At 40.5% G+C, this 21,297-nt stretch carries 11 protein-coding genes; 5 read left to right on the forward strand and 6 right to left on the reverse strand.

Going from position 1 to position 21,297, the window contains the following annotated elements:
- Window positions 1-29 precede the first annotated feature (29 nt).
- Entirely contained in the window at window positions 30-7,931 is a 7,902-nt protein-coding gene (locus tag I5M19_RS14190) for a gliding motility-associated C-terminal domain-containing protein (protein ID WP_200067019.1), read from the reverse strand.
- Between the two features lie 534 nt (window positions 7,932-8,465).
- Between I5M19_RS14190 and I5M19_RS14195 the strand changes: the two genes are divergently transcribed.
- The 5 genes from I5M19_RS14195 (at window position 8,466) to I5M19_RS14215 (ending at window position 16,160) form a co-directional block, all read left to right on the forward strand.
- Entirely contained in the window at window positions 8,466-8,723 is a 258-nt protein-coding gene (locus I5M19_RS14195) for a hypothetical protein (protein WP_200067020.1), read from the forward strand.
- Between the two features lie 31 nt (window positions 8,724-8,754).
- Window positions 8,755-11,307: a hypothetical protein gene (locus I5M19_RS14200; RefSeq protein WP_200067021.1), complete on the forward strand. Its 2,553-nt coding sequence runs from the start codon at window positions 8,755-8,757 to the stop codon at window positions 11,305-11,307.
- 232 nt (window positions 11,308-11,539) lie between these two features.
- Window positions 11,540-13,024, forward strand: coding sequence for a xylulokinase (locus I5M19_RS14205; RefSeq protein ID WP_200067022.1), 1,485 nt, complete (start codon window positions 11,540-11,542; stop codon window positions 13,022-13,024).
- Between the two features lie 53 nt (window positions 13,025-13,077).
- On the forward strand, window positions 13,078-14,406 hold the full coding sequence (gene xylA, locus I5M19_RS14210) for a xylose isomerase (protein ID WP_200067023.1): 1,329 nt from the start codon (window positions 13,078-13,080) through the stop codon (window positions 14,404-14,406).
- Window positions 14,407-14,459: 53 nt separating this feature from the next.
- On the forward strand, window positions 14,460-16,160 hold the full coding sequence (locus tag I5M19_RS14215; protein ID WP_200067024.1) for a sodium/sugar symporter: 1,701 nt from the start codon (window positions 14,460-14,462) through the stop codon (window positions 16,158-16,160).
- 60 nt (window positions 16,161-16,220) lie between these two features.
- On the opposite strand, the gene I5M19_RS14220 is transcribed toward I5M19_RS14215, so the two are convergent.
- The 5 genes from I5M19_RS14220 to I5M19_RS14240 all read right to left on the reverse strand — a co-directional run bounded on the left by I5M19_RS14220 (window position 16,221) and on the right by I5M19_RS14240 (window position 21,207).
- Window positions 16,221-16,685 (reverse strand): rhodanese-like domain-containing protein, encoded by a 465-nt coding sequence (locus I5M19_RS14220; RefSeq protein WP_200067025.1) that lies wholly within the window; start codon window positions 16,683-16,685, stop codon window positions 16,221-16,223.
- A 253-nt stretch (window positions 16,686-16,938) separates the two neighbouring features.
- Entirely contained in the window at window positions 16,939-17,661 is a 723-nt protein-coding gene (locus I5M19_RS14225) for a DUF4397 domain-containing protein (protein ID WP_200067026.1), read from the reverse strand.
- Window positions 17,662-17,886: 225 nt separating this feature from the next.
- Window positions 17,887-19,209: a thioredoxin family protein gene (locus tag I5M19_RS14230; RefSeq protein WP_200067027.1), complete on the reverse strand. Its 1,323-nt coding sequence runs from the start codon at window positions 19,207-19,209 to the stop codon at window positions 17,887-17,889.
- Window positions 19,209-19,613 carry a response regulator gene (locus tag I5M19_RS14235; RefSeq protein WP_200067028.1) on the reverse strand — a complete coding sequence of 135 codons (405 nt, stop codon included), beginning with the start codon at window positions 19,611-19,613 and terminating at the stop codon, window positions 19,209-19,211. The genes I5M19_RS14230 and I5M19_RS14235 overlap by 1 nt, the downstream gene beginning before the upstream one ends.
- Window positions 19,606-21,207, reverse strand: a complete 1,602-nt coding sequence (locus I5M19_RS14240) for a sensor histidine kinase (protein WP_200067029.1) — start codon at window positions 21,205-21,207, stop codon at window positions 19,606-19,608. Before I5M19_RS14240 ends, I5M19_RS14235 begins: the two co-directional genes overlap by 8 nt.
- Window positions 21,208-21,297: the final 90 nt, after the last annotated feature.

Below are 21,297 nucleotides of genomic sequence, written 5' to 3' on the forward strand. Positions count from 1 at the left end.
ATATTTATAGGTTTTAGTATCGCGTTTAATTATCTTAACAGGGTAACTGTTCCCTTTTTCTTAACCACCTGTCCGTCATTCATGGTAGCTTCAACATAATACACATACACACCAACCGGCTGTGGCCTTCCTTTAAAGGTTCCGTCCCAACCGTTTGATTTGTTGGTAGATTTGAATTGTAACTCGCCCCATTGATCGTATATCCAAAAGGAAGCATGATTAATGCTGGTACCGTATATCTGGAAAATATCATTGTTGCCATCGCCGTTAGGAGTAAAGGCATTAGGTACAAATATGCCATCGCCAAACGGATTGGCCGTGGTACCTGTAACCGCTGTGGAATTACTGCTCAACTGGCATGGTGAGCTGCCTGCTGCCCGTACAATTATGGTTACTGACTCTGCAGGTTGCAGATCAACCACAAGCTGAATTAAGCCCGCAGAACCTGAACTGGGTGTCGTAAATGTTTGTCCGTTATCTAAGCTTACTTCATATCCGGTGGCATCCGGCACAGCTCCCCACTCAAAGGTTATACTTGTGGAGGTAGTATTACCAACTGTGACTACCGGAGCCGCGAGATGCTGTAATATGTTAACCGTAACAGCTGTGCGGGTTGCAGAAGAACAGCCGCTTGAATTACTCACAGCTTCTGCATAGTAAGTTGTGGTAGCGTTTATAGCAGGTGTTACAAATGATGTCCCGGTAAATAGAAGCGTACCTCCGGTTGCACTGGCATACCAATTTATAGTAGTATTATTGCCGGCCGTAGCATTAATTGTTACAATATCGCCGGGACATACCGATAATCCCTGGGTATTTATCACAGGAGCATTTGGCGGCGAAGTTACGGTGACGGAAACCGCGGTCCTTGTATTTGAAACACAACCATTTTCATTAACCGCCTCGGCATAATAGGTGGTATTGGCAGATAAACCCGGAGTGACAAAATCAGTTCCGCTATGCAGAATTGTGCCGCCGTGCGCTACAGCATACCAATTATAAGTAAAGCCTGCATCAGGATTATCTATACTAAGTGTAGCCTGTGTGCCCGAGCAGGTAGTAGCTGTGTTATTATTGGCTACAACTGGTGCGTCAGGGGCAGGCTCTGTAGTAACCTGTACCTGTGCAAGGTTATTACTGGCACATCCTCCGGCGTTCCTGGCAACCACATAAAAGTTAGTAGTAACCGTTATCGGATCTGTTACGTAGGTTTCGCCGGTAAACAGCAAGTTTGTTTGGGATGGCGAATCATACCATAAGTAAGTGATTCCTGATTGCGGCGAACTTATACTCAGAGTAGCAGAACTGCCATTACAAACTAACACGTTTGGAGTAGTAACTGTTGGGTCCTGCGGTAATGGAGTAATAGTAATGGTTACCGAAGTTCTGCTTGATGGATTACAATTACCCGCACTTGAAGCTTCAACATAATATGTCGTATTTGCTGTTAAGGCAGGTGTCGTAAACTGCGTTCCGGTGAAAAGAAGAGTGCCGTTAGTTGGTGCATCGTACCAACGATATACAAAATTCGTTTGCGGGTTTTCTACAACGATAGTTGCGGACGAGCCCATGCAAACAGTTAGCCCGCCGGATGGAATTTGCAATTGCGGTGGTGTTGGTACGGGTAATACGGTGATATCTGCCTCAGCACGAGCTGCACTGGTACAACCGTTATTTGCCGCTTCTACGAAATAAGCAATATCAGCAGTAAGATCATTTATTGTAAAGGTAACGCCTGTATGTACAAGGGTGCCTCCGGTTGCCGCGGTATACCAGTTATACTGCACTCCTGAAACCGGATTAACCACGCTAAGTGTAGCACTTCCTCCGCTGCAAACTTCTGTTTGGGCAGCACTTAAAGTTGGTGTATTTAGCTGTCCGTTAACGGTTACGTTAACCGCGGTACGGTCTCCATTGTTATTACAGCCTGATGTTGTATTCGCCGCTTCAACATAATAAGTGGTGTTTTGCGTAATGGCGTCAGTTGTGAAGTTGCTTCCGCTGAATACTGCCGTACCACCGGTGGCTGCAGTATACCAGTTATAGGTAACACCGGCCTCCGGTGAAATTACCTGTAAGTTGGCTGTACTGCCTGCACAAACCTGAACATTGGCAGATGCCACAGCAGGCTTAGCCGGACGGGGGTTTACCGTTACAGTGGCAATCGTGCGCACTGAACTGCTGCACGTACCATTTGTTAATTCAACATAGTAATTATTGGTTGTAACCGGAGATACCGTATAGTTTGCCCCGGTAAATAAAAGTGTGCCGTTCACAGCGGCATCATACCATTTTGCCATTGAGCCGGCGGTATTTGTCACACTAAGTGTTGTGCTTTCGCCCTGGCATATTTCCATATCAGCCTGTGCTAATACCGGATTAGCAGGTAACGGTGTAACATTTACCGTTGCGGCAACCCGGTTTGGATTTGCGCATCCGCTGGATGTACGGCTGCTTTCTACGTAATAAGTAGTAGTTGCTGTTAATGGGCCGGTAACAAAACTATTGCCTGTAAATACAGGCGTGCCACCAGTAGCAGATGTATACCAATTATAACTTATACCTGTACGGGTATTAGCTATTGTAAATGTGGCTGTATTACCAGCGCATATATTTACTGTAGTGGCATCAAGTACAGGTGCCTCTACCTGTTTAGTGGCAAAATATAAGTTTAATGAACTAAAGAGAGACGCTATATTACTGCTCAATCGCACTTCGATACGATCATAAACGGCAGATGGCGCAAATTTTACCAGCGCGGTGTTTCCGCCGGATAATATCTGTACCCTTAAAACACTGCTGCTTAAATTAACCCTGTCTCCGTTATAAGTGGCCCCATTGTATGATGCTATCTGCAGTTGATCTAACACACCAGCAGTAAGCAAACTTACCGGAATACCAATCTTTACTTTTACGGTATCACCTACTACTCCACCCTCACTAAATATAAGCGTTTGCGCCGCATAAGCACCAACAACACTTACCGGCACATTTACCTGGCTAAAACTGGTAGTATCGGCATCAACAGCATTATTGGGGTTGCTTATGCTACAACCTATACATAAGCCATTTACATCTGTTGTTTGGGTTACTGCAAAATCACACGAAGTGGAAAATATCGGGTTTACTGTAATGGTAACCGCAGTTCGTTCAGGGCTGGTACAGCCTGTAGCAGTCAGCATGCTTTCTACATAATAGGTAGTATTTGAAGTTAAAGCCGGAGTGGTAAACGTTGCGCCTGTAAAAATAGGCGTACCCCCGCTTGCACTGGTATACCAATTAAAGGTTGCTCCTGCAGTAGTAGATGATGCCATTAAAGTTGCCGTTTGGCCCGAAGATATTTGCCCGCCCGATGGTGTAACAGTAATTGTTGGCGCAATCGGCACTGGATTAACGGTTACCGTAACTTCTGCCCTTGCAGGGCTAACGCAGCTGCCTGAAGCTGCTTCAACATAATAAGATGTAGTTGATGTAAGCACCGGGGTGGTATATTGCGCTCCGGTATAAACTGGTGTGCCACCAGTTGGTGTAGTGAACCAATTAAAAGTTATCCCTGATTGTGAAGATGATGCGCTTAATGTTGCGTTAGAACCCGAACAGGTTTCCACTGTGGATTGTGACACAGTTGGCACCAACGGTGTTGAAGTGACGTTAGCAGTTACCTTTGTACGGATTGAACTTCCGCATTCACCGCTGCCAACTGCCTCAACATAAAAATCGGTGGATATAGTTAACGGATCGGTTGTGAACGGATTGCCTGTAAATACGGGAGTTGAACTTGCAGGTAATGTATACCAATTAAAAGTAACGCCACTTACAGCCTCCGCAGTGAATGTTGCCGGCTGGTTCGAGCAAACAGTTACCGTAGCTGTATTAACTACAGGAGCCGCTGGTATGGGTGTTATATTAACCCGTACAGGTGAACGTACACTTTGTGTACATCCGTCAGCTGTTCTGCTGGCTTCAGCGTAGTAAGTTGTTGTAGAATTTAAAGCCGGTGTATTAAAGGTAGTGCCGGTAAATATAGGTGTACCGCCTGATGCGGTAGTATACCATTTTACCGTAACGTGCGCCGGAACGGTTGCGGTTAACGTTGCCTGCGTGCCTTGGCAGGCAGTAACGCTGGCCGCATTTATAACAGGCGCAGCTACTTCCTGTGATGCATCATAAATATTCAGTGAATTAAACACCCCGGCCAAACCGGAGTTCAGCCGTGTTTCCACCCGGTCAAAATCTTGCGCGGCTTTAAAGGCCACGCGGAAACGGCTGATCCCATTTAATAACTTGATGCTTATGGCTGCGCCATCGATCGCAAAACGATCATTGTTAAATGTTGTGCCATTATAGGTAGCAAGGCTGATCTGCGAAAGTACGCTAACATCTGCCAAAGTAGCCGGAAAACCGAGCTCGACCACTACGCTGTCTCCGGCATGGGCGATATTCGCAAAACGTAATGTTTGCTGTGCATAGCCACCGCCAATTCCAATTGGCACGTTCAATTGTGAAAAGCTATCCCGGTTGTTATCAACTGAGCCATTTGCATTACTTATGCTGCAAAGCACGCATGCTAAGCCACTTGTTGTATTGGTTTGAGCTATGGCTGCATCGCATGGAACCGGATTATTCGCAATAGCATTAACGGTAACAGCGCCAGCGGCCCTTGTGGCAGAGACTGCTCCGGTTGCCGGTATGGTGGCTTCGGCGTAATAAGTAATATCATTAAATATAGCCGGCGTATTAAAGGTTGCGCCGGTATATATACTTGTACCTCCAGTTGGTGTAGTGTACCAGTTAAACACCGCGCCCGCTGTAGTGGAAGATGCAGTTAATGTTGCGGGGGAGCCGGAATTGACTGACTGTGTAGGAGGATTTACAGTAACATCAGGCAAGGTAGCCGCATTTACAACAACCGTGGCAGGAGTTCTTTCATCAGAAACGCAATTACCTATTGATGACTCCGCATAATAGGTGGTGCCTGTGGTTAGCGGTGGTGTGGTAAAGGTTTTACCTGTAAACAAAGGTGTACCACCTGTTGCGGCACTGTACCATTTAACAGTAACGTTATTGGTTGCCTGTGCTGTAAACGAGGCTGTTTGCCCGCTGAAAATAGTAGCTGTTGAAGGCATAACCACTGGTTTTGCAGGCGGGTCGTTAACCAATACTTGTACAGCCTGCCTTGCAGGAGAAACACAACCATTACGACTGTACTCTATATAATAAGTTGTATTGGCTGATAACGGAGGCGTGGTAAAATTAGTTCCCGTGAAAACCGAACTACCTGCGGTTGGCGTGGTGTACCAATTGAAAGTGCCGTTAGCCGGAGAAGAAATATTGATCTGAGCTGTGCTGCCCTTACAAACCTCGGGGCTTTGCGGATCGAAAACAGGTGTAGGATATTGTTGCGCGGCATAATAGATCTGTAAAGATGTTAGTAAACTGGCAACTCCCGAATTTAGCCTTACCTCTATTCTGTCATATGCCGCGGTTGCGGGCACTAAAACCGCGTAGCGGTTATTACCTCCCAACAACCTAACCTTAACTAAGGCATTGTCAAGCGGGTACCGGTCAATCAGCGTAGTACCGTTATAAAGTGCTACCGAGATGCGCCCGGCAACATTTACATCGGCCAGGCCCACCGGGGTTGAAATAACAGCCTTAACTGTATCGCCTGCAAAGCCCGGTTGCTGAAATTGCAGGTATTGATCGGCATAACCGCCAACCAATCCTGCCAATACATTTATAGTTGATGCCGTAGTAGTATCAGCGTCAGCAGCGAGAGCACCGTTTGTAATTGTACAGCCTATGCAAATACCATTTGCCGAATTGCTTTGGGTATTTGCGAACGTGCATGGCGAATTGGTATTTATAGTTACATTGATAGTTACCGGGGTGCGATTTGCAGATGTACAGCCACTACCATTAACTGCATTTACATAATAAGTAGTGGTAGCAAATAATGCAGGTGTGGTATAACTTGTACCCGAAAAAACCGGAGTGGAAGCTGTAGCCGATGTGTACCAGTTATAAGTTATACCGGTTTGCGTATTAGTAATGTTTATAGTGGCGGTTTGCCCCGCATTTATGGTTAAGTTGTTAGCCGCCACAACCGGATCGGCAGGTTGTGGTTGTACTACCGCGCTGGCCTGGCTACGTGTATCACTTTCGCATCCGGTAGCATTAACCGTACTTACATAATACGTAGTATTGGCATGTAGGGCAGGTGTGGTAAAATCAGCGCCTGTAAATACCGGAGTGCCACCTGCTGCAGTTGTATACCAATTATAAAGATTGCCGCTAACGGGTGCGTCTATAGAAAATACAGCCACATCGCCATCACAAATAGTTACGTTTGCGTCGGTTAAAGCAGGAGCTGCGGGTGGCGCATTTACTGTTGCCGTTACTTGTGTACGTGCAGGGCTTATACAAGTACCCCCCGCTACAGCTTCGGCGTAATAACTGGTGTTTTGTGATAAGGCATTGGTAGTAAAACTATTTCCGGTAAACACCGGTGTGCCGCCTGTAGCCGCAGTATACCAGTTTACAGTAATATCCGTTTGACTTTGAGCATTAAAAGTAGCTGTACTGCCTTTACAAATAGTAACATTAGCATTTGACACTACCGGCGCAGCAGGGATCTGATTAACGCTAATGGTTATTGGTGTACGTTCAGACTCATCGGTACACCCTGATCGCATCGCCGCAACATAATAGGTGGTGGTAGCTGTTAAAACTGGTGTAGTGAAAGTAGTCCCCGTAAAAACAGGTGTACTTCCGGTTTGATGGGTGTACCAATTAAATGTAGTATTAGGTATTGTATTAGCCGTTAAGGCGGCTGTACTGCCGGAACATACCGAAATATCAGTAGTAACCACATTATTGTATTTTATTACAGGACGTGGTATTAATTTCTCTGCCTCATATAAATTAACGGATGACAGTACATTGGCTATTCCGCCACCTAAACGAAGTTGCACCCGGTCAAATAATTTAGTGGGAGCGTATGTAACGGTAACCTTACGCCTGTTATCATTTAGATCCAGCAATCTCACGCTTAATAAAGCGCCTGAAAGTGTTTGCGAATCATTATTACTGGCATTACCGTTGTAGGTGGATAATGAAATATTTGAAAACACACCCGCATCAATTAATGCCTGTGGTATAGATAATGTTAAACGTACCGAATCGCCTATTACCGAGGGCGACTGAAATATAATAGTTTGCTGCGCATAGGCACCTACCGCTCCTATACTTGCATTTAGTGTAGATGCCGTATTGATATCGCCGTCTATTGCATTTTGTGGATTTGCAACACCGCCAACATCCACTCCAAGGTTCAATAATCCTGCGGATATCCCGTGTAATTCATCAAAGGCACTATTACAGGCAAGCGGAGCATTGCCATAATAAAAGCCCCCATATACATAAATGCTGCTTAGGGCCCCTATCAGACCACCGTTTAATGTAATACGTACTCTGTCATAAAGCTGGCTGGGGACAATTGTTAATTCAACCTGGTTATTATTACTTGCAGCTGTTAACAAGGTGGCGGCCGTAATTGCTGAACCAGCCGGTGAATTGCCATTATATGGCCTTATGCTTATGGCTCCTAGAGCGGTTAGGTCAAGCAAATTATTTCCGCTACCCAGTTTAATGGTAACAGGGGTGCCTGCGGATACTTTCTCCGAAGCCGGGAAAATCAACTCCTGATAAGTTTGGGCCGCTATGCCGAGGGTTACATTTAAAACCGATGCAGTTTGAAGATTGCCATCTACAGCTGCCGATTGATTAGTTACTACACATCCTACACATAACAACCCACCATTACTACTTACCTGGCTGGTCGCAAAATTACGTTGTGCAAAAGCTGATGCTGAATAAAAAATTAACAGGCAAATTAGCACATACCTGTTTAAAAAGGAAAAGTTTTTCATAAGCGCAGTTTTAGGTTATATAAAGGGGATATGCCTTTAACTACGCAACATCTAAAAAAAACGTTTTTAGCAGTTTGTTCACTTGTATCGCATCTGAATCAGTTTGTTCAGGCTCCTTACTTGCTATTCATTTTGTTCATTATTTTTAAAAAATAGGGTTAAAACTCCTATATGGTAAACAATGTTTATGCCATGGTATTTGCGCAAAACCTTCTATTCGTTTTTTGCGTACACCAATATAAACCTTTGACCTATGCAGTTATATTATTGGAAAAAGACACTTTTCAACGTCTAAAAGAATAGCGTATAACTACGTGATTTTAAAATCACGTAGTTATACGCTTATTGTCGGTAAAATATATTTTAATTTAATAATATATACCTAAGGTAGATGTATATTATATATAGATTAAAATATATTCATTTTTTGCCTAAAAAGTAAACAAAATGTTAATTTTAATAATCACAGCGGTATGCCGGTAACAACTCATTATTTATATTTACGTATCAGTCAGAGATTACCTTAAAATTTTTATGGAAAAAGTATACATAAGCAACTGTATCAAATACGAGATATTAAAAATTTGTGGTTTAAACACATCTCGTCCATATAATCTGGTAACAGATATTCCATTGAAAAATTTAGGGTTCAGGGCTAAGAACAACCGATGCGAACTGTTAGAAAGGCGCTTACAAGTTATTGCTGATGAATATAACACCGGTAAGCAGATAGCAAAAGGAACGATTTCAGAAAACATCACGGTTAAGCAATGCATACAATTTTTGATTTAACAACTACCCCTAATAAAATATAATATATTTTATGACGATACTTTCCCCTAAATACTTTGATTCGTTAAAAGAAACTGTACTTAATATTTCAGGATTTAAAACTATTACTCCGTGCGATTGCAAAGTTATATCGCTAAAAATTTTCGAAAAAACCAAAAATAGCTTAAGCGAAACTACCCTGAAAAGGGTATACGGATTTGCCTATACCAAATTTAATCCTTCGGTGTTTACAATAGATGTAATGGCCAAATATTGTGGCTATGAAGGGTGGGACGATTTTTGTACAAGCCAGCAATCAGCAGCAGTAAAAACTCCGGAAACAAATACGAATTGGGATATTGTTAAACTTAATGCTACAAAAATAACGAACCTGACCTTACAGGCGTTAAAGAACAAAACCGGTATACCGTACAGTTTAACAATAAAAAGAAATTTCATTGATACTCATCTGGATGAATTTTCCAATAACAATTATACCGCAACGGTTATATCAGCACCAACCGGGTATGGAAAAACTGTAGCTATTTGCCATTGGATTGAGGAGAGATTACAAAACAGTAACGATACGATCTTATTTTTTAGCGGTAACATTTTAATTAACGCTTTTTTTTCCGGAAGTAATATTAACGACTGGCTGCTAAGCTTGTTAGGATATTCTACTGATAAAAACATCAACGCGCTTATCAACTCAAAACAAAAAGCCGAAGGTAATTTCTATTTTATTATTGACGGTTTTGATGAGCATTATTATAAAAATGAACAATTTCATTTATTGCTTGATCATGTGTTGGATATTTTTTCAGTTTATCAGGGCTTGCCGTGGTTTAAACTTATCCTAACAATGCGTTCTTATTCATGGATAAATAATAAACACATATTTGAAAACAACAGAAACAAATGGTTTAACGGGTTTATTTTAAATGTAGATACCGAAGCTACAAACGTGCCTTTATTAAGTATTGGCGAAATAAAGCAGCTCTTTAAAAACATAAAGCCTTCAGCAGAGAATTTTTTGACTTTCGAAATTGCCAATAACTTTAATTATCCATTATATTTTGAGTACTACTATAAAGAATATAAGGACGAATGCGCTCCTGATAAGATCGATCAATTTTGCCTGTATAACCTGATCATTAGTTTTATAACTAAAAAAATATATCTGGGTACACATTCTGCCGAAAAGCTACTACTGCTCAATACTTTTGTAGAAGCTATGAGCCTGGAAACTAATAATTACACCATTAGCAAGCTTAAAGTTTTACCAATTATAAAAAAGCATCATTATGCTTACGCTGAATTAATTAGTATTGGGTTTATACGTGAAATAAATAGCAGTGTTGATCTGGAATATAAAACACATATAACGTTCTGTAATGATAATTTTTTAGAGTTTACTATTGCAAAAACAATGCTATATCATAATAACGATATTTTTGATGAGGCATTGATAAACGCGATTAATGTCAATTTTGAAAACAGTCATCGTAAACTCTCCGTATTAAAATGGTGTATCATATATGCGAGCAAAACAAGCCAGCAAAACAACCTGGATGTGCTCACCGGAATAATATTGAAGCCTAATGAAAAATCGGATCTTATCTTATTTTTAGGTGATATGTTTGAACGGGCTTATACATTAGCGGGTAAAGCATCTTCAATAGTTCCCAATTATGAACAGAATTGTATTGACCGTCTTTTTAATTACTTTTTTGATTTAGAACTGATCAGCCCTGATTATAAGAAGACATTAAAAGCATTATTAAAATTCGAACTTACCGATAATAAAAAGATAATTATATATACCTCTTTAGCGGCCATAGCCATACAACAACTAAAGCTTAATAAACTTGAAGAATATCTGTTCAAGTTAAAAAGCTTTCCGTCTGGTGTTTATACGCAGTTCCCCATAAATCCGCTAAATTGTATTGATACCATTTATCAAAACTTTAAATATGGGGCATTTAAAAAGGATTTTTTTGCGGAACTAACCCGGTTTTATTTTAATCCGCCATTAGAAACATTTCAGGGGGCCGGGGATGATTCAAAAGGATTTATTTATTTACTCGCTGCATATACCTTAACAATTTGTAAAAGACCAGCCAAAATACCCCGCTTTATCGCTGCACTGCATAAAATTGATAAGCCACATTCAGATAAAACTTTTGCTTATAATTTATACCTTCAGATATTACTGGCCGACTCATATTTCGACTCTAATAAATATGATTCGATGGAAGAAATATATCAAATGGTGGAAAATGCCTACACTGCAGAGGAAAAATCGTTAACACCATTTATCCGGTCCGTTTTTTATAGTTTAAAAATTAAAATGGCAATAGCAAACTCTAATTATCAATGCGTTGCATTTAACTGGAATTTATTTAACCAGTTTTGTGATGAATCGGGTAACAGGTTGTCACAAATGCTTGCCTCGCTAAACCTGCTGAATAGTAAAATGTTTAAAGCTGCTCATCCGGAAATGTATAAGAAAATAGCTTATCAAAATGCTAAATGGCTGCGGGAAAGCGGCCTGAATCAGGAGGTGCTTACCAACCCCGTAATGCTAAACAGCTACCAGGATTGAATACCTATTATAGCATTTAAATCAAAAGCTATACGATATGTATAGGTTGTAGCGTATAAATTATCAAGCTTATAATAAGTAAGCCAAACTTTCTGCGTCTTTGTTCAATAAGAATCAATTTGCAAATAGTGATCTTGTCTGAAAATTATTATTTAAACATGTAATCGATTGCATATTTAAATAATAATTTAAATTCGTTCAACCAATTTAGTAAACCGCCGAATTATACTATATGTTATTATTAGGAATAGATTTAGGAACCTCATCGGTAAAAATTTCCATCATAGATTCGGTTTCTCAACAATCGATAGCATCTGCTCAATATCCGGATGAGGAATCACCCATAAAATCATTAAAAAGCGGTTGGGCCGAACAGTCTCCCGATATGTGGTGGGATCAGGTTCAGCAGGGTATTCTGCTCTGTCACCAAAAGGGGAATTATGATCCAGCTGATATCGGCGCAATTGGTATAGCTTATCAAATGCACGGTTTGGTGATAGTTGATGAAAAGAACGAAGCCCTGCGCGATAGTATTATTTGGTGTGATAGCCGTGCCGTAGAAACAGGCAATCAGGCATTTGCCGCGATAGGTGAGCAAAAATGTTTATCAACGCTGCTAAACTCTCCCGGTAATTTCACCGCCTCTAAACTGGCATGGGTAAAAGCTAACGAGCCCGAAATTTATAAACGGATCAGTAAAATAATGCTGCCAGGTGACTTTATCGCCTTAAAGCTAACCGGCCATGTTACAAGCTCAGTGTCGGCGCTATCCGAAGGAGTTTTTTATGACTTTAAAAAGGATGCGTTGTCTCAAGAAATTATAAGCTATTTTGATTTTGATAAAAGCCTGTTCCCTGATATTTTGCCCGTATTTTCGGTACACGGGAATGTTTTGGCAACTGTTGCTCAAAAACTGAAGCTTAAAACGGGCATACCAGTGACTTACAAAGCCGGCGATCAGCCTAATAACGCATTATCCTTAAATGTACTAAAGCCTGGTGAGGTTGCCGCTACCGCGGGCACATCAGGTGTAATTTACGGGGTGAGCGATCAATTGGTTTACGATAAGGAGTCGCGGGTGAATACGTTTGCACATGTAAACTATATTAAGAAGCAAAAGCGATTAGGGGTTTTGCTATGTATTAATGGCACCGGTAGTTTAAACCGCTGGACTAAAAATATGTTTGGTCAATCGCTAACCTATACGGAGATGAACGAACAGGCCAAAGCTATCCCAGTGGGGAGCGATGGTTTACGCATACTGCCTTTTGGTAACGGTGCCGAACGTATGCTTAATAATAAACAAATAGGTGTACACTTTCATCATATCGACCTTAATTTACATACACAGGCTCATATTTTCAGGGCAGTGCAGGAAGGTATAGCCTGCGCTTTCAGGTATGGGTTGGATATTATGCGCGAAAACGGTATGTCGCCATCTATTATACGGTCTGGATTATCGAATCTGTTTTTAAGTGAGGTTTTCGGGCAAAGTTTTGTTGATTTTACAGGTATACCGGTTGAATTCTATAAAAATGACGGAAGTGTGGGAGCGGCCTTAGGCGCCGGAATAGGTGTTGGCGTTTATAAAACACCAACTGAGGCGTTTACCAATATGCAGCCTGTGAAATTAATTGAGCCGGCATCATCCGATAAAACAGAGGCCATATATAACGAATGGAAAGAACTGCTTATTAAGCAACTGATTATAGAATAAATATATAACATTACTTTACTGACATATTATTTTCACTAAAAACAACCAAGGATATGACAATTGTAACAGGAGAAAAGGAATTTTTTAAAGGTATAGGGCAAGTAAAATACGAAGGCCGGGAATCTGATAACCCGCTGGCATTTAGCTGGTACGATGCCGATAAAATAGTAGCAGGCAAAACCATGAAAGAGCATATGCGTTTTGCCTGTGCTTATTGGCACTCGTTCTGCGGTAATGGCGCCGATCCGTTTGGCGAGCCTACCCATATTTTCCCCTGGGACATAAAGGCTGATGCCGTGGAGCGCGCTAAAGATAAAATGGATGCCGCTTTTGAGTTCATCACTAAAATGAATTTACCTTACTATTGCTTCCATGATGTAGATGTGGTGGATTATACCAACGATGTAAACGAAAACGACAGGCGTTTGCAAACAATGGTTGCTTATGCTAAACAAAAACAGGCGGATAGCGGGGTGAAACTACTTTGGGGTACTTCAAACTTATTCAGTAACCGCAGATATATGAACGGGGCCTCAACCAATCCTGATTTTCATGTACTGGCACATGCAGGCGCACAGGTAAAGGCAGCCATTGATGCCACCATTGCATTAGGCGGCGAGAATTACGTTTTCTGGGGTGGTCGCGAAGGTTATATGAGCCTGTTAAATACCGATATGAAACGCGAGCAGGAACATTTTGCACGCTTTTTACATACCGCTAAGGATTATGCCCGTAAACAAGGTTTTAAGGGTTCTTTCTTTATCGAACCTAAGCCTTGCGAGCCAACCAAACATCAATACGATTATGACGCGGCTACTGTATTAGGTTTTTTGCAAAGGTATGACCTGATGGACGATTTTAAACTTAATCTGGAAGTTAACCATGCAACTTTGGCTGGGCACACCTTTCAGCATGAATTGCAGGTAGCTGCGGATGCCGGCTTATTAGGATCAATTGATGCTAACCGGGGCGATATGCAGAACGGATGGGATACCGATCAGTTCCCGAATGATATAACCGAGGTAACAGAATATATGCTTATTATACTAAAGGCAGGTGGGTTTAAAGGTGGAGGGATAAATTTTGACGCCAAGATACGACGTAACTCTACCGACCCGGCCGATCTGTTTTATGCACATATAGGTGGTATGGATGTGTTTGCGAGAGCGCTGATCATAGCTGATAGTATACTGCAAAAATCTGACTACAATAAAATAAGAAAAGAACGTTACGCCTCATTTGATAGCGGAGCAGGTAAAGATTTTGAAGATGGTAAATTATCTTTAGAAGATCTGCGTACATACGCTGCTGATAACGGCGAACCTGCAACTATAAGCGGTAAACAAGAATATCTGGAAAACTTGATAAATCGTTATATATAACGTATAATTAGCATTTCAAAATCATAAACCAATTTATTAAACCGGGAAGCTAAATGAAAACTCTCTCCACGGGCGATTATGCCGTATTTTTCGTTTATTTTATAATCGTATCCTTATATGGTTATTGGATATACCGGCGTAAACATAACGCTGATGCTACCTCAAAAGATTATTTCCTGGCAGAAGGTTCCTTAACCTGGTGGGCTATTGGTGCATCGCTTATCGCCTCAAACATCTCTGCCGAGCAAATGATAGGGATGAGCGGCTCCGGCTTTAAAATGGGTTTGGCTATATCCGCTTATGAGTGGATGGCCGCAGCTACATTAATTGTAGTAGCTGTTTTTTTTATCCCCATCTATCTTAAAAATAAAATATTTACCATGCCGCAGTTTCTTCACCAGCGGTATAATGGTACGGTGGCTATGGTTATGGCTATATTTTGGTTGTTGCTGTACATAGTGGTAAATCTTATGTCTATCCTTTACCTGGGTGCACTGGCTATATCCGGTATATCAGATATCAATATAATATACTGTATAGTGGGGCTCGCGTTATTTGCCATTTTTATCACTTTAGGGGGGATGAAGGTTATCGGTTATACCGATGTGATACAGGTGTTTGTATTGATCCTGGGCGGATTGGTGGCCACTTATCTGGCGCTTAACCTGATCAGTGAAAAATCAGGTACTACCGGGTTGCTGAATGGCTTTCATATAATGCGATCTGAAGCGAGCGACCATTTCAATATGATATTTAAAAAGGACAATCCAAATTATATGGATCTGCCCGGTCTGTCTGTATTAATTGGCGGTATGTGGATAGTTAATCTTAATTACTGGGGATGTAACCAGTACATTACACAGCGGGCATTAGGTGCCAATTTAAAAACTGCCCGGGGAGGGATTTTATTTGCTGCATTTTTAAAATTGCTAATGCCGGTAATAGTGGTATTGCCGGGTATTGCCGCCTATCTGCTATATCAAAAAGGGATGTTTCATCAGGAGATGCTCAGTTCAAAAGGAGTGCTTGATGTAAATAAGGCCTACCCGTCACTTTTAAATTTGCTGCCATCCGGTTTAAAGGGGTTGTCGTTTGCGGCGCTTACCGCGGCCATTGTGGCTTCACTTGCCGGTAAAGCAAATAGTATATCCACCATATTTACCTTAGATATTTACAAAAAAGCCATCAAGCCTGATGCTACAGACAAGCAGTTGGTGATTTTAGGAAAATACGCTGTAGTGGTAGCTATGTTATTGGGTGTTGTTTTATCGCTGATAGTTGGCGAAACGTTAATGGGCGAAGGTAAGCAGGGTTTTCAGTATATACAGGAATATACCGGCTTTGTATCACCGGGGATATTTGCCATGTTCATTTTGGGTTTCTTTTGGAAAAAGGCGACATCTAACGCAGCATTGTTTGCAACAATTGGCGGTTTTATATTCTCCGTGTTCTTTAAATTGTTGCCGCGCTTTATGGATCTCAGCTTTTTATCGCCGTATGGTTTCTCAAAAATTGCCCTGCAGGATGATAAGGTAACCAAGCTTTACGAGATCCCTTTTATTGACCGTATGGGCTTTGTATTTATATTATGTGTTGTAGGTATGATTATTATATCAAAAATTGACCAGGCAAGGGGAATTAAAACCCAAGGTTTGGAAATTGATGCATCTATGTTTAAAACTTCAAGAGCATTTACCGCAGGTGCAGTTTTGGTACTTGGTATAATAGTAGCCCTGTATTCATTCTTTTGGTAGGCGCAGATATATCAAACAAAAAAGGTGCAGATCAACAGTCCGCACCTTTTTTATGTACACCTATTTAGCTAACGGATAACCTTTAGCTATCCAGTTAGTTTGCAAATTATTGGGCAGGTTCAACAATTTAATATGGGTAAAGCCCATAGTTTTCAACTCATTATAAGCCGGACGTATATTCGGGCATTTGGCAAAAGGACAACATCCGCAATAGATGACTACTTCGGTTCCTTTAGGCAGATCAGCCAACGCTTTCTTGAATTTTAAAAGGTTTTCGGTATTGCCAACTGCGCCAATATGTGTGGCACCCTTAATATCCTCAACCGCGCCTATATTAAAAATAGGCGGTGTTTTAGCAGAAGCGGAATTTATTTGAGCTACTAATGCATCCGGCTGTATTAGTTCACCGCTTGCCCACGGATTACCCGGCCCCGGCGTGATTGTCATTTCCTTAGGGGATGTTTGCGCATTTGCACTAAAACCTGCGAGCAATAAAAATAATCCGCATATGTAAATTTTTTTCATGATCATTATAATTTAATATGGTAAACAGTTGTTCGGGTATATACTAATGTATTCGAATGTGGAGCGCCCCGTTTCATCAGCTCTGTTTTTAAATAAAGATAAGCATTAGTTAAATAATGCACCATTTGTATGCTAACATAATTAATGCTGATAACCTTTGGTTTAACCGGTATCTGGAATAAAAATAAAAGCCCCCGATGATCATCGGGGGCTTTGCTATTGAAAACTTATCTATCAGATCACTAAACCGGTATCAATAGAAATATACATTATTTTGTACTTTGGCGGTCAGCTTTTTATCATCAGTAGCTGCCGACAAACCTTGTAACCATACCGTATAAACCGAGTTGCTGTTAACAGTAATGTTTGATGTGGTAGCCAACACGTTGGAGGTTCCTGCCTGCCTTATTTCAAATGTGTAAGTTTTATTACCTGCTACGGGTACAAAGGCAGAGTGACCTTTGTATGCTTTATTAGATGCAATTACATCACCCCCTTGTATAGCAAGATCAACCGCGGGCGCATCCGGACTAACATTAACAAGTCGTACTGTAGCCATCCCTGACGCCGGGCGACTTATAGAATCTGTCAGTAATAAATATTCAGGGTTAGCTGCTACATTGGTCAGGAAAAGTGAATAATAAGTATCTGCTTTTAAGGTTAAAGTATCTGTTTTATATAACTGGCCGCTGCTCGCATTTACAAAAGTAGCATTACGCTTGCCTGTATAAGCCTGTAAATAATCTAATCCGCCGCCATAGTAAATAGGTTGGTTATTTGCGCGGCTGTTATCAAGCGCAAAATTAAGTGGTGGTGAATCTGGCGAAGCATTAATAACAGATAACAGCGCTATTGGCTGTTGCGGGATATTATCATTATTATCCTTTATACAGGAAGTTAGCGCTATGCCCAGCAAACACATCATCCCGACTATGCCTGCCCATCTTTTAAAAGCTTGCTTAAAGTTTTTCATCATAATTGTATTTTTTTGTAGTGTATATAAGTGTTACGCAAATGATGTACAATTCGCTACTTAACGGTTCGGTTTTTTAGTATAAATAGTTGGAAATGTAACAGATAAATTTAAAATGTTCTCATCTGGACTTGGTAAATTACCAGTCCAGTAAAACTTAACTTATCCTGTCATTAGATTGGTACGAGTCGCCGTATGTTTTATATATAGGGATGGGGACCTAAAATATCACCAAGTTTTTTCACCTTTTATCATTTTATCAATAGTTGCCTGGTAAGCAGGTTTTTCATTGGCTAAAACTAAATTAATGGCTTGCCGTTCGGTTTTTATAGCTTCTTTTGTATCACCGCTTTTATGCAGTAAATTAGCATAAGTATCTAACAGCATTGCGTCTTTACCGCCAGTTTTTTCGACACTTTGTTTGCTCCATAATAACGCTTCGGTAATACAAGCGGGATCGCTACAGCCTTCGAAAACATCCCATGCAAATTCATTTAATTCATTGGGGGTAATATAGGAGGCATATTTGTTTAAATATTGTGATACAGATATTCTGAAATTATTCCAATTCTCCTGTCGCTGATAATACCTGATTTGAGTCAATTTAATATATTGTGTAAAATCGATTGACGGATATTTGGTTTTAAGCTTAACTGCAAGCGCATCGAAATCTACATTTTTCTCTTTTTGCCTTGCAATGGGTGTAATCTCTTCACTAATTATTATATCCGATAATATTTTGTACGCTGTACCTGCGCCCATTACTGAGTCAATTTTCTGAGGATTTTTAAGTGCTATCTCAAACCCCTTACTTTTACTATTTGTCGTATAATTTTCAATAAATTTAATATTGGGTTTTGTGTACAGATCTTTTTGTGTTTCCAGATACTCTGTCGCGATCTTATTCATTAAGTTTACTTCATTGGCGGTTGCTACAGCAACAGTAAGTGCTTTTAAAACTTCAGGTTCCCTATTACCTGCATTGTATTTTTTAAGTAAACTGGAATATTGCGTTTTGGGATTTAGTGCTTTATTAGCGAAACTTATGAAGTCATCGGCTTCTCCGGCACCGACTATCTTTTGAACCATCTCTCCGTCTGGCGAAAAAACAAGGAAAGTTGGATAAGCGTTTATGGAATAATCTTTGGCTAAGTTAGCAGCATCCAAATACCAACTTCTAACCTCTTCATTATCCTCATTTGTTTTATCAAATTGTACCTTAACTGTTAAAAAATTTTTGTTAAAGAAATTTCCCACCTTTGGTTGAGGAAAAATTGTATTTGTCACGTATTTACACGGGCCACACCAAGTAGTAAAGCAATCAAGGTAGATATATTTGTGTTCTTTTTTAGCCTTCTGTTTGACCTCTGCCCAGCTTAAACCATGCTCAAAATGAGTGGCGCCATTTTGTGCAAAAACAGCAAAGGGAAATAGCAGAATAAAAAAAATATAAAACTTCCTTAGCTTAACCACTTTATTTGTTAGATAAACACTATAAGTAAAGCTAACAAATAAAGAAATAAAGTTGAAAATTTGTTTGCTTAGTGCCATTACACCTGTAACTGAAATAGTATATCCTTAAGGTGATCAACCGTTAAAGGTTTTACAATAAAATCGGTAACTATTTCTATAGCCTTGGCCCGGTTATAATCATCTTCATCAATTGAGGAGCTCACTATATAAACTGTTATTTTTTTATTTAAACGAGGTTTAAGCAGTGCAAACTCATCTAAAAACTGCCAACCGTCAAGCACCGGCATATTCAGATCAAGCAGTATCAGGTCAGGTAATTCGTTGTGTTTTTCCAGGTTCTCTATTAAAAAATCGAGTGCAGCCTGCCCGTTATGAAAAAATATGGTTTTTTCAGCAATTGCTGATCGGTCAATTATACGCCTAACCGTAAATGTGTAGATCTCGTCATCATCAACTACACAGGCTATACTTATTTTATTCATTAAAAATTATTTTAAATTTTGAGCCCTTACCAGGCATACTTTCCACTTTAATTTGCCCTTTTTGCGATTCTACCTGTGTTTTTACCAGGAACAGCCCAACGCCATGAGCATCTATCCGGTCATGAAAGGTTTTATACAGTCCGAATATTTTATTGCCATGCAGCTTAAGATCGATCCCGAGGCCATTATCCTCACACTCGAAAACTGTTTTCCTGTCTTTGTTTTTATATGTTCTCAAAGTGATAACCAGCTGTACATCCGGCCGGCTGTACTTAATACTGTTTGATATAAGATTAACAAGGATGCTCTCTAAATAAATGCGCGGGAAATTCACCTCCTGTACTTTAAAATCGGTAGTGAAGCCGGCATTCATTTGTTTAAGGTCAGATTCAAATATCTCCAGGGCTTTATCTGTAATTACCTTAAAATTCACCACATCTGAGCTGATAATATTTTCCTTTATCTTGATCGCTTCTGACAGATCTTCGAGGGTGCTGTTCAAAGCGGCAGATACCTTGCTCATCTTCTCAAAAAGTTCCGCATTGCTCTTGTCCATGTTATTCAGATCAACCAATGAGGATATAAGCGCCATATTGCTGGCATGATTGCGGATATTATGAGATAGGATGTGTGTAAAGTTTTTTAGCTGATGGTTGTTTTGTGTGGTAAGTTCTAATGACTTATTGAGTGCCAGTTCATTTAACTTATAACGGTTAATATCCATCATTATGCCGCGCAATTTTACAATTTTACCCTGCTCATCATATTGTGGCTCCCCGGTAGAACGCACCCAAATCATGTTATTTTTAGCTGTTTGCAGCAACAACTCATGATCCCACTTTTTACCTTCGTTTTTAGCTTCGTCCAATGATATAGCCAATAATTTTCCGTACTGTTCCGGAAAATGATTTACGGTATCGTAATCATCTATGTTATGGTTATAAGGCAGTTCAAATATGTCAAATACAGTTTTTGACCACGTTCTTTTATTCTCGGGCAATTCGGTTTCCCACCCGCCCACCCGGCTTATTCGCCCGGCTTCAGATAATAAAAATTCGCTTTTGGCCAGTTTTTCTTCCACTATACGGCGTTTCTCTATCTCTGCTTCCAACTCGCTAACTGATCGGAGATTAAATACAGAAGGTAATATTTTATATAAAGCGTATACTGTTGTTGCGGAAACTACGGCAGTAGCAAACCTTAGCAATGCACCTATACGGTAGGCAGGCCACCAAAATATGATGGCATCCATGAGGTGTGTAAGGCCGCAAAGCATAATAAAGGCTACAAACAATAAAAATATCTTATGGAAAGGGATATCCTTGCGTTTTCTTAAAAGCCGAAGTATGAGTATGGGAATTGCAAAGTACGATGCCCATATGCCAACATCAGAAAGTATATACAGCCAGCCATGAAAATCAGTCCAGGTACCGCAATGCCAGCGGGGCGGCCAATCGTTAGTGTTAAATATTTTGGTAAAAAAATCTGTAAACTGTTCGGAAAAGGATGCGTGTTGTGCAAGTGCTGTTTTTGAAGGGCCACACTCCGGACCGCAAAGCGCTATGCTATCTTTTAATGTATGTAAATGATCCAAAATTCAGACAGTTTTCAGGTAAATATATAATTATATTTTATTGGTAAAATGAGTGTCGGGATAATTTAATTGTAATAAACGTGCACTTAA

Origin of the sequence: Mucilaginibacter segetis (assembly GCF_016522075.1) — a bacterium.
GTDB classification, from domain to species: domain Bacteria; phylum Bacteroidota; class Bacteroidia; order Sphingobacteriales; family Sphingobacteriaceae; genus Mucilaginibacter; species Mucilaginibacter segetis.

Bases quoted from the DNA above. Each gene is read 5' to 3' on its own strand.
- xylA (WP_200067023.1), top strand. From the start codon at position 13,078: ATGACAATTGTAACAGGAGAAAAGGAATTTTTTAAAGGTATAGGGCAA.
- I5M19_RS14235 (WP_200067028.1), bottom strand. From the start codon at position 19,613: ATGAATAAAATAAGTATAGCCTGTGTAGTTGATGATGACGAGATCTAC.
- I5M19_RS14205 (WP_200067022.1), top strand. From the start codon at position 11,540: ATGTTATTATTAGGAATAGATTTAGGAACCTCATCGGTAAAAATTTCC.
- I5M19_RS14225 (WP_200067026.1), bottom strand. From the start codon at position 17,661: ATGATGAAAAACTTTAAGCAAGCTTTTAAAAGATGGGCAGGCATAGTC.
- I5M19_RS14200 (WP_200067021.1), top strand. From the start codon at position 8,755: ATGACGATACTTTCCCCTAAATACTTTGATTCGTTAAAAGAAACTGTA.
- I5M19_RS14220 (WP_200067025.1), bottom strand. From the start codon at position 16,685: ATGAAAAAAATTTACATATGCGGATTATTTTTATTGCTCGCAGGTTTT.
- I5M19_RS14190 (WP_200067019.1), bottom strand. From the start codon at position 7,931: ATGAAAAACTTTTCCTTTTTAAACAGGTATGTGCTAATTTGCCTGTTA.
- I5M19_RS14230 (WP_200067027.1), bottom strand. From the start codon at position 19,209: ATGGCACTAAGCAAACAAATTTTCAACTTTATTTCTTTATTTGTTAGC.
- I5M19_RS14195 (WP_200067020.1), top strand. From the start codon at position 8,466: ATGGAAAAAGTATACATAAGCAACTGTATCAAATACGAGATATTAAAA.
- I5M19_RS14215 (WP_200067024.1), top strand. From the start codon at position 14,460: ATGAAAACTCTCTCCACGGGCGATTATGCCGTATTTTTCGTTTATTTT.